At 64.9% G+C, this 9,911-nt stretch carries 8 protein-coding genes; 6 read left to right on the top strand and 2 right to left on the bottom strand.

Translation table 11 applies throughout. From position 1 onward, the window contains the following. Positions 1–102: 102 nt before the first annotated feature. A complete protein-coding gene (locus XI08_RS07520) occupies positions 103–438 on the bottom strand; it encodes a putative quinol monooxygenase (protein WP_271573956.1) in 336 nt (111 codons plus the stop codon). A 405-nt stretch (positions 439–843) separates the two neighbouring features. Between XI08_RS07520 and XI08_RS07515 the strand changes: the two genes are divergently transcribed. The 4 genes from XI08_RS07515 (at position 844) to XI08_RS07500 (ending at position 5,287) form a co-directional block, all read left to right on the top strand. Next, positions 844–2,082: an FAD-binding protein gene (locus tag XI08_RS07515; RefSeq protein ID WP_271573955.1), complete on the top strand. Its 1,239-nt coding sequence runs from the start codon at positions 844–846 to the stop codon at positions 2,080–2,082. Continuing rightward, positions 2,079–3,401, top strand: coding sequence for a glycolate oxidase subunit GlcF (gene glcF, locus XI08_RS07510; protein WP_271573954.1), 1,323 nt, complete (start codon positions 2,079–2,081; stop codon positions 3,399–3,401). The genes XI08_RS07515 and glcF overlap by 4 nt, the downstream gene beginning before the upstream one ends. Before the next feature lie 70 nt (positions 3,402–3,471). Continuing rightward, positions 3,472–3,843, top strand: coding sequence for a histone (locus XI08_RS07505; protein WP_271573953.1), 372 nt, complete (start codon positions 3,472–3,474; stop codon positions 3,841–3,843). A 436-nt stretch (positions 3,844–4,279) separates the two neighbouring features. Then, positions 4,280–5,287, top strand: coding sequence for a TorF family putative porin (locus tag XI08_RS07500; protein ID WP_027546056.1), 1,008 nt, complete (start codon positions 4,280–4,282; stop codon positions 5,285–5,287). A 264-nt stretch (positions 5,288–5,551) separates the two neighbouring features. Here XI08_RS07500 and XI08_RS07495 read toward each other — a convergent pair whose 3' ends face one another. Beyond that, positions 5,552–7,315 (bottom strand): ABC transporter ATP-binding protein/permease, encoded by a 1,764-nt coding sequence (locus XI08_RS07495; protein ID WP_271573952.1) that lies wholly within the window; start codon positions 7,313–7,315, stop codon positions 5,552–5,554. 313 nt (positions 7,316–7,628) lie between these two features. Between XI08_RS07495 and XI08_RS07490 the strand changes: the two genes are divergently transcribed. Further along, positions 7,629–9,293, top strand: coding sequence for an L-lactate permease (locus XI08_RS07490; protein ID WP_271573951.1), 1,665 nt, complete (start codon positions 7,629–7,631; stop codon positions 9,291–9,293). Between the two features lie 133 nt (positions 9,294–9,426). Beyond that, on the top strand, positions 9,427–9,825 hold the full coding sequence (locus XI08_RS07485; RefSeq protein ID WP_271571206.1) for an META domain-containing protein: 399 nt from the start codon (positions 9,427–9,429) through the stop codon (positions 9,823–9,825). Positions 9,826–9,911: the final 86 nt, after the last annotated feature.

The raw sequence follows: 9,911 nt of genomic DNA, 5'->3' as shown, positions 1-9,911 counted from the left end.
CGTCTGCTTAACCGCCATCGCTACCCTCCAAGGCTTTGCCCTAGGGAATCACAATTGACGAATTACGCAACAGGCCCACAAGGGGAGAAGGAAGAAGAGCACTCACAGCATCCCGTATTGCGCTCGCTCCCGCTTCGCCAGCAGCGGCAGCGCTTCGCCAGCGATGTAGGTCCTGAAATGTGCGCTCTCCTGGTGCGCCTTGAAGGCGGCCTCGTCGCGGAACAGTTCGTAGAACAGGAACTGGGCCGGATTGTCCTTGGCGCGCGAGATCAGGAACAGCTTGACGCCGTCCTCGCGCTGCGCTTCGGGCAGGAAGCGGTCGAGGATCGCAGCGACCTTGTCGGCCTCACCCGGTTTCGCCTCCCATTGCGCGACGACGAGCAGGCCGCCGCCGTCGACGGCGGCGCTGAGAGATTTCTGCGTGGCATAGTGGTTCATGGTCCTTCCTCCTTGCTGCTGGGCTTGAGATGACGACGTCCATGGCGAGAGATAGATTGCCAGGACGGCTCCGAAGGCCCGTATCACCGACCTGCGGCTGAACGCTTCGTGGACGCGCGGCGCCGGCGGCCGCGCATATGTCGATCGCTCCATGTCTGTCTCCATCGGCTGCGCTCGATCGCGATCGGCGCAAGCTTGTAGCGATGGCCTGCCGGCTTTGGTTCGCCGGTGATCGAAGTGTCGATGTCGTGAACGCTTCGATATTTATCGAACCGTTGCTGTCGGATTTCGCGGAGCCGGCCTGGTGGATTTTCGTCGCATGCCGGACCGTCATCGCGCCCACAGGTGGTCGTCGCGTCACGCTGCATTTGATTTTGGCGGCGAATTTCGCTACCGCCTTTTCCCGTGGATACGCTCAAGGTCAGAGACGCCAAAGACGTCGAAGAGGTGGTGCGCGCGGCGATTGCCAACGAGCAGCCGCTCGAGATCATCGGTCATGGCAGCAAGCGCAGCATTGGCCACGCCATGGCGACCAACGCCGTGCTCGACGTCTCCGCGTTGAACGCGGTCACCTCCTACGAGCCCAACGAGCTGATCGTGACGCTTGAGGCCGGTGCGCCGCTGGCCGACGTGCTGTCGTTGATCGATGCCAAGAACCAGCAATTCGCCTTCGAGCCGATGAACACCGCGCCGCTGCTCGGCACGCCCGTATCAGGCACCATCGGCGGCATGATCGCGGCGGGCCTCGCCGGCCCGCGGCGCATCAGGGCGGGCGGGGCGCGCGATCACCTGCTCGGGGCGCACGCCGTCTCCGGCTTCGGCGACAGCTTCAAGACCGGCGGCAAGGTGGTGAAGAACGTCACCGGCTACGACCTCTGCAAGCTGCTCGCCGGTTCCTGGGGCACGCTGTCGGTCATGACCGAGGTCACGCTGAAGGTGATGCCGAAACCGGAGGCCGAGCGGACGCTGCTGCTGCGCGGGCTCGATGAGGCCGCCGCCAACAAGGCGATGACCGCGGCGCTCGGCTCGCCCTTCGACGTCTCCGGCGCCGCACACCTGCCGAGATCCGCATTCCGGGCGAAGACCGACGGGCTCGGCGACATTGCAGGCCAGGGCGAGGCGCTGACCGTTCTCCGGCTCGAAGGCATTACCGCCTCCGCCGCGCACCGCGCCGGCTCGCTGCGCGAATTGCTGGCGCCGTTCGGAACCGCGACCCTGGTCGAGGACGCAGCCTCCTCGGCACTGTGGGCCGCCATCCGCGACGTCCTGCCGTTCGCGGCCAGCGGCGCGCTGGGGGCCTGGCCGGTGTGGCGGATCGTCTGTCCGCCGGCATCGGGTGCGGCGCTCGGGACGCAGCTGGCGCGCGAGACCGGCGGCGACATGATCTTCGATTGGGGCGGCGGATTGATCTGGGCCGCATTGCCGCCGAAGGGCGATGCGCATGAGCCGGCCGTGCGCGTGTGTGCGAATGCGGTCGGCGGGCACGCCATGCTGATCCGGGCGGCCGAGGATGTCAGGCGCGAGGTCGATGTGTTCCAACCGCAGGCGCCCGGCATCGCCGCTTTGAGCGAGCGGGTGCGCGCCAGTTTCGATCCGAAGTCCATTCTCAACCGGGGACGGCTGACGCGGGGCGCTGCGGCATGAAGACCGAATTCTCACTGGCGCAGCTCGCCGATCCCGATATCGCTGAGGCCGACAAGATCCTGCGCGCCTGCGTCCATTGCGGCTTCTGCACTGCAACCTGTCCGACCTATGTGCTGCTCGGCGACGAGCTCGATAGCCCGCGCGGCCGCATCTATCTGATCAAGGAGATGCTGGAGAAGGACCAGGCGCCGACGGCGGAGGTGGTCAAGCATATCGACCGTTGCCTGTCGTGCCTGGCCTGCATGACGACCTGCCCCTCCGGCGTGAACTACATGCACCTCGTCGACCAGGCCCGGGTCAGGATCGAGCAGCGCTACCAGCGGCCGCTCACCGAGCGGCTGCTCCGCCAGGTATTGGCCTTCGTCCTGCCGGACCCGCAGCGCTTCCGCGCCAGCACGTGGCTGGCGCGGCTGGCCCGTCCGCTGGCCGTATTCCTCCCGACGCCGCGGCCCTCGGCCACGCCCGGACTGATCCAGCGCCTCAAGGCGATGCTGGCGCTGGCCCCGAACCGGCTGCCGTCGCCCGGCCCCCTCCCAGGCAGCGTGTTCGCGGCGCTCGGCAAGAAGCGCGGCCGGGTCGCGCTGCTCCAGGGCTGCGCCCAGCAGGTGCTGGCGCCGCGCATCAACCAGGCCGCCATCAGTCTTCTCACCCGCCACGGCATCGAGGTCGTCCTGGTCAGGGACGAGCAATGCTGCGGCGCGCTGACTCATCACCTCGGCAACGACCACGATGCGCTGGCGCGGGCGCGCGCCAATATCGCGGCATGGCGCGCGGAAGCGGCCGGCGAGGGGCTCGACGCCATCCTGGTGACGGCGTCCGGCTGCGGCACGGTGATCAAGGACTACGGCTATCTGCTGCGCGAGGACGCTGCGTTCGCGGCCGATGCGGCGAAGGTGTCCGCGCTTGCGAAGGACATCACCGAATACGTTGCCGGCCTCGGTCTTCCGACCACTGCGATAGGCGACAACATCGTCGTCGCCTATCACTCCGCCTGTTCGTTGCAGCACGGACAGAAAATCACGGGCCTTCCGAAAGAATTGCTTTCCAAGAATGGATTCGTGGTGAAAGATGTGCCCGAGAGCCATTTGTGTTGCGGTTCGGCGGGGACCTACAACATTCTCCAACCCGAGCTTGCGGGCAGGTTGCGTGATCGCAAGGTCGCCAACATCGCAAGCGTCAAGCCGGACATGATTGCCGCGGGCAATATCGGCTGCATGGTGCAGATTGCCAGTGGCACGTCAGTTCCGGTCGTACACACGATTGAGCTTCTCGATTGGGCTACGGGCGGGTCGCGGCCGGCATTGAACGCGTCGAGCTGAGCTTTCGTCCGAAGGTGACGGCGGAAAGACGCCCGATCGACCATTGTACGGCGGCAACAGGAGGACCACGATGGCGAAAGCGAAGAAGAAGAAAAGCAAGAAGGCTAAAAAGGCCAAGAAGGCTGTAGCGGCGAAGAAGACCGCGAAGAAGGCGACGAAGAAGAAGGCAGCCAAGAAGACCGCGAAGAAATCTGCCAAGAAGGCCGCGCCGAAGAAGTCGGCCAAGAAGGCTGCTGCAAAGAAAGCTGCACCGAAGAAGGCCGCCAAGAAGGCTGCGAAGAAAGCGGCACCGAAGAAAGCGGCACCGAAGAAGGCGAAGGCAGCTCCCGCGCCGAAGCCGTCAGCGCCGGTGGCGGCTCCGGCTCCCGAGCCTGTCGCCGAGACAAGCTGGGCGATGCCTTCGTCTTCTGCGGAACCGACGCCGGCCGAGGGGCAAGGTTAGGCCCAGCGTCAGGCCCGGGCTGCCTGGGGTCAGGCCGAAGGCCGGCTCCAGTCCAGCGACCATGATCGACAGCAGGAGGGCCGCGGCGGCGACGCTGCGGCCTTTTTGCATCTCAAGCGCCGGCCCCCGGAGGCCGCCTTCCACGGTGACCGCCCGATTCGTGGCGAGCGCAGCACGCACCGCCGGACTCCGTACTAACCCGGTCCTCCTTGTACACTTTGGAATGCAAATAATGTGATCGAGAAGCCACACAGGCCGACAACCTTCTGTGGAATCGCCAGAACGCCCAAAAAGTCGGCAGATGCCCGCGTTTTTTGCTTCACGGTTTGCATCCCTCAATCCAGATTGTCGCAGTAACGCAATTTTGCATATGGGTCGTACGCCCCGGGGGGCTTCCGGGAAACCGACTGGGTGAGAACTGGTGATGGGGATCGAAATGAAAAAAGTGGCTTTGTTGGCAACGGCGCTGGCAATGGTGACGACGGGTTCCGCTTTCGCGGCGGACATGGCGGTGAAGGCCAAGAAGGCCCCGCCGGTCGTTGCCTTCGACCCCTGGGATATCGCCTTCGGCGGCGCGATCATGAGCGACTACATCTTCCGCGGCGTGACCCAGTCGAACCACCAGCCTTCGGTCGCCGCCTATTTCGAGCCGCGCTACAACGTCACCAAGGACCTCCAGCTCTACGTCGGCGTGTCCGCGGAGAGCATCTCCTTCGCCAATCGCGCCGCGGCTGAAGTCGATATCTACGGCGGTATCCGCCCGACCTTCGGCGCCTTTGCGTTCGACATCGGCGTCTGGGGCTACCTGTATCCGGGCGGGAGCTGCGCCGACAACGTGCTCACCGGCGGCATTCCCGGCGGCAACGTCTGCGGCGTCAGCACGACCACGATTTTCCTCGCCGACGGCAACGTCATGAAGAAGGACGTCAGCTTCTTCGAAGTCTACGGCAAGGTGAACTACACCATCAACGACAGCTTTACCGTTGGCGCGACCGAGTACTACTCGCCGAACTTCCTGAACTCGGGTGCCTGGGGCAACTACGCTTCGTTGACCGCCAAGTACACGGCGCCCAGCACGGTCTTCGGTCCCTCGGGCGTCGGCATGTACGTGTCGGGTGAGTTCGGCCGTCAGTGGTTCGGCACTTCGGACGCCTTCTACGGCACCGGCGCCGGCACCGTGTTCGCCAACGGCATTCCCTACAAGGACTACAACACCTGGAACATCGGCATCGGCTTCACCTACAAGGTGTTCACGCTGGATCTGCGTTACTCCGACACCGACCTGAACAAGGGTGATTGCAACGCCTTCACCAGCGCGTTCAACGCCACCGGCACCACCAACGTCACCGCGATCAACCCGGGCGGCGCTGGCTCCAACTGGTGCGGCGCGGCGGGTATCGCCAAGCTGTCGTTCGACCTGACGGCGATGAGCAATCTGAAGTAAGTTTCTTCCCGAAACGGCTTATGAGGGCGGCAGAGCAATCTGCCGCCCTTTTGCTTTTTGCGGCCTGGAGCGCTGCGACTGTGCCGGGCCTTCATGGTTCGAGACGCGCCGTCAGGCGGCGCTCCTCACCATGAGGGTCTGGGATTTTGCCGCAAAATCCGACCTCATCCTGAGGGCCCGCCAAAGGCGGGCGTCTCGAAGGATGGGCCGCAAGGAAAGGCGCCTATCGAGGTCTTTCAACTACGATAGCGATCGCCTTGCGCCTCAGCGCGCCGCGGTCGGCTCCTTCTCGGCCGGCGCGCCGCTCTTGCCGAGGACGTGGATCTTGCCGTCCTTCACCATCGTCACCTTGCGGGTGTGGAAGGCGTCGAGGGTCGAGCGGTGGCCGATCGAGACGATGGTGGCTTGTGGCAGCCTCTCCGTCAGCAGCCGGTACAGCCGGGCCTCGGACGGCTCGTCCAGTGAGGCGGTGGCCTCGTCCAGGAACAGATAGTCCGGCACGTGCAGCAGCGCGCGGGCGAGCCCCAGGCGCTGTTGCTCGCCGAGCGACAGCATCCGGTTCCAGTGGCCGTCCTCGTCGAGCCGCTCGGCGAGGTCGGGCAGTCCGACCGCGATCAGCGTGTCGCGGATCCGTGCGGTCTCGAACGCGCCTGGTGCAGCGGGATAGACCACAGCATCGCGCAGAACGCCGACCGGGAAATAGGGGCGCTGCGGCAGCATCATCAGCTTCGCCTTCTCGGGGACGAAGATGGTGCCGGTGCCGAACGGCCAGATGCCGGCGATGGCCCGGAACAGCGTCGACTTGCCGGAGCCGGACGGTCCGGTCACCAGCACGCGCTCCGGCATCTGGACGGCAAAGGCGTCGGCGGCGACCAGCGGCGTGCCGCTGGGCAGGTTCACGCAGAGCTGATCGAGGGCGATGCTGCCGTTGCCGCCGGCGGCCTTGAGGGCGATCGCCGGCTCATGGGCCGGCAGGTTGGCGGCTGAATCGACCGACATCTCGAAGCCGTCGAGACGCGCGACGATCGAGCGCCATTCCGCGAGCGATCGGTAAGCCGTGACGAAGAACGACAATGCGCCTTGTACGCTGGAAAAGGCCGATGCGGTCTGCATCATGTCGCCGAGCTGGATCTTCTTGGCGAAGAAGGCCGGCGCCACCAGCACATAGGGAAAGATCACGGCGGCCTGCTGGTAGCTCGCGGTGAACGCGGTAAGGCGCTTGGTCCGGCTCATGATGGCGTACCAGTTGCCGATCACGAAGCCGAAGCGGTCCAGCAGCCGGCCGCGTTCGGCGCCTTCGCCCTTGAGCAGCGCGATCTGCTCGGAATTCTCGCGGACGCGGACGAGGTTGAAGCGGAAGTCGGCTTCATAGCGCTGCTGCTCGAAATTGAGGTTGACCAGCGGAGCGCCGATCCAGTGCGTCAGCGCGGTGCCGAAGATCGCGTAGACCAGCGCGCCCCAGCAAAGATAGCCCGGGATCACGAGGTCGGTGCCGAACAGGTGCAGCGGGGCGGCGTTGGAGAGACCCCAGAGGATGATCACGAAGGAAAACAGCGTCACGATCGACGACAGCAGGCCGAGTCCGATGGTCAGGGTCTGCTCGACGAAGTTCTTGACGTCCTCGGTGATGCGCTGGTCCGGGTTGTCAGCCGCATCGCCCTTGAGCTGCATGCGGTAATGTGTGGCGTCTTGCAGCCATTCGCCCAGATAGTGCCGGGTCAGCCATTGCCGCCAGCGGATCTGGAGCCATTGGTTCAGGTACAGCTTGTAGACCGCCAGCGCGATATAGATCGAGGCGAGGGCGACGAAAATCCAGATCTGCGTGACGAACGCGTCCCAGTCGCTCGCCTGCAGTGCGCTGTAGAACCGGTTCTGCCACTGGTTCACGAGCACGTCGATCGCGACCAGGGCCAACTCCATCGCGATCACGGCGCCGAGCAGGCCGCGGCCGGCCCATTTGTCCTCCGATCGAAAATAGGGGGCGGCGATTCGCCAGACGATCGCGAGCGTGGCGCTGATGTTCTTCACAGAGCTCTGTCTCCTGAGGGGATGTGCACAAATGCCTGGAGCCAAATGGCCGAGGCAATGGCCGAAATAGGCGCGCTTAGACTAAAGTCGCAAGTTCTGCAATTTGCGTTGGCTTGTCGCGGCTTGCAACCCTAGCATGGGCTGTAACGGCGCGGGGTGGGGGCCTTCGGGACTTCGCGAGCTTGTGAGCGGACGGGAACCGCCGCATTGGCGAGGAATTCGCGTCCAGCTCGGGGGTTATCGCTTCCAGCGTCAAGCAGGTTCGGCTGTCCACGCGGGCCGCCTGCCGCAAACATGCGTGGGGAGGAAGACCATGTGGAATCAAATCTATGACCCGCTGCACAGCCCCGTGCTGTCGACGATCGCGGCGGCGGTGCCTGTCATCACGCTGCTGGTCCTGATTGCGAGCGGCCGCGTTCAGGCGCACATCGCGGCCGTCATCGCCGTGATCGTGGCCAACCTGATCACGATTTTCGTTTTCACCATGCCGGCGAACATGTCGATCCGGGCCTCGATCCTCGGTATCGTCACCGGCTTCTTCCCGATCGGCTGGATCGTCCTCAACGTCATCTTTCTCTACCAAGTCACGGTCGGCTGCGGAAAGTTCGAACTCTTGAAGCGCGCCATCGGCGGCGTCACCGAGGACCGGCGGCTGCAATTGCTGCTGATTGCGTTCTCGTTCGGCGCCTTCTTCGAGGGCGCCTCCGGCTTCGGCACGCCGGTCGCCATCACGGGCGCGGTGCTGATCGGGCTCGGCTTCTCGCCGCTTGCGGCTAGCGGCCTGTCGCTGATCGCCAACACTGCGCCGGTCGCCTATGGCGCGCTGGGCACGCCGATCCAGGGCCTTGCCTCGGTCACCGGGCTCGATCCCTACATCCTCGGCGCGATGGTCGGACGGCAATTGCCGTTCTTCTCGCTGATCGTGCCGTTCTGGGTGGTATGGGCGTTCGCGGGCTGGAAGGGCATGAAGGACGTCTGGCCGGCGATCCTCGTCACCGGCGTGTCGTTCGCGATCCCGCAATTTGTGATCTCGAACTTCATCAATCCATGGATCGTCGACATCGGCGCCTCGCTGATCTCGATGGGCGCGCTGATCCTGTTCCTGAAGGTGTGGCAGCCCAGGCAGCTCTGGCTGTCGCCGGCGCTGCGCGGCCGCGATGAATCGGCGGCCACCATGGCGCCGGCAAAGCCGCTGGACAAGACACCGCTGACGCAAAGCGAGCTCTTCAGCGCGCTGCTGCCTTGGATCATCGTCTGCATCGTGATGCTGATCTGGGGCAACGGCGCCTTCAAGACCTGGGCGAACTCGATCTTCGTCTGGAATTATCCCGTTCCCGAGCTGCACCAGATGATCAACAAGATGCCGCCGGTCGCGCCAGGCCCGACGAAGGAGAGCGCGGTGTTCAGCTTCACCTACCTGTCCTTCACCGGCACGGGCATGCTGATCGCGGCGATCATCTCCGGCTTCCTGATGGGCGTCGGTCCCGGCAAGCTCGTGACCGAGTACGGCCGCACCATCCGGCTGTGCGCGATCTCGCTGATCACGATCTCGGCGATGCTCGCGATCGGCACGCTGACGCGCCTGTCCGGCGTCGACGCGACGCTCGGTCTCGCCTTCGCCGCAACCGGGGTGCTCTATCCCTTCTTCGGCACGCTGCTCGGCTGGCTCGGCGTGGCGCTGACGGGATCGGACACCGCCTCCAACGTGCTGTTCGGAAATCTGCAGAAGATCACCTCCGAGCAGCTCGGCCTGTCGCCGATCCTGATGGGCGCGGCGAACTCCTCCGGCGGCGTGATGGGCAAGATGATCGACGCGCAATCGATCGTCGTCGCTTCCACGGCCACCAACTGGTACGGCCACGAAGGCACCATCCTGCGCTTCGTGTTCTGGCACTCGATCGTGCTGGCCTGCCTCGTCGGTGTGCTCGTGACGTTGCAGGCCTATGTCTGGCCGTTCACGGCGATGGTGCTGAAGTAACAGGCCCCCACTTCGACGCAGATCCCCGCGGGCTCGTCCCCGCGGGGATTTTTGCATCGCGTGTGGGCGAACCTTCTCAATTGCGCCGCCGTCTTATAGAAGGTGCGGCAAATCAGGTCGGTCGAGAGGTTTCATGGTTTCGCTCAGGCAGATGGTGTGTGCGACGGTTGCAATGCTGGCGATGTCCATTGTCGCGCGTGCGGAGGACGGTTTTCCCTTCGGCACCGAGATGACGCTGGAGGCGCTGCCGCAGCCGGGCTCGAAGCGGATTCCGAACATCGAGATCGGCGACAATGGCGAGGTCGTGCTGGAGCTGTGGTGCAAGGGCGGCAAGGGCCAGTTCTCGGTCGCCGGCAACACCGTGATCTTCGTGCCCGGCCAGATCCAGGACCGGTCCTGTCCGCCTGCCAGGGCCCAGGCCGACGACGATCTCGTCGCAGCGCTCGGCAGCGTCGAGACCTGGAAGCGCCAGGGCGACGTGCTGACGCTTCTCGGCCCCAAGCCGCTGCGCTTCCGCGTCAACGGGAATTAGCCGGCGCTGTCGTGCCCCGGCTTGACCGGGGCACCCAGTACGCCGCGGCCCATCGAGTCAATCACAGCCGTCTTGGAGTACTGGAT

The sequence above is a fragment of the Bradyrhizobium sp. CCBAU 11361 genome, assembly GCF_028128935.1.
GTDB lineage: Bacteria > Pseudomonadota > Alphaproteobacteria > Rhizobiales > Xanthobacteraceae > Bradyrhizobium > Bradyrhizobium niftali.
Note: the sequence above shows the minus strand (reverse complement) of the source record. Positions and strands in the feature narration are given on the sequence as shown.

Coding starts and splice junctions, on each gene's coding strand:
- XI08_RS07500 (WP_027546056.1), top strand. CDS start 4,280: ATGAAAAAAGTGGCTTTGTTGGCAACGGCGCTGGCAATGGTGACGACG.
- XI08_RS07490 (WP_271573951.1), top strand. CDS start 7,629: ATGTGGAATCAAATCTATGACCCGCTGCACAGCCCCGTGCTGTCGACG.
- XI08_RS07485 (WP_271571206.1), top strand. CDS start 9,427: ATGGTTTCGCTCAGGCAGATGGTGTGTGCGACGGTTGCAATGCTGGCG.
- XI08_RS07505 (WP_271573953.1), top strand. CDS start 3,472: ATGGCGAAAGCGAAGAAGAAGAAAAGCAAGAAGGCTAAAAAGGCCAAG.
- glcF (WP_271573954.1), top strand. CDS start 2,079: ATGAAGACCGAATTCTCACTGGCGCAGCTCGCCGATCCCGATATCGCT.
- XI08_RS07520 (WP_271573956.1), bottom strand. CDS start 438: ATGAACCACTATGCCACGCAGAAATCTCTCAGCGCCGCCGTCGACGGC.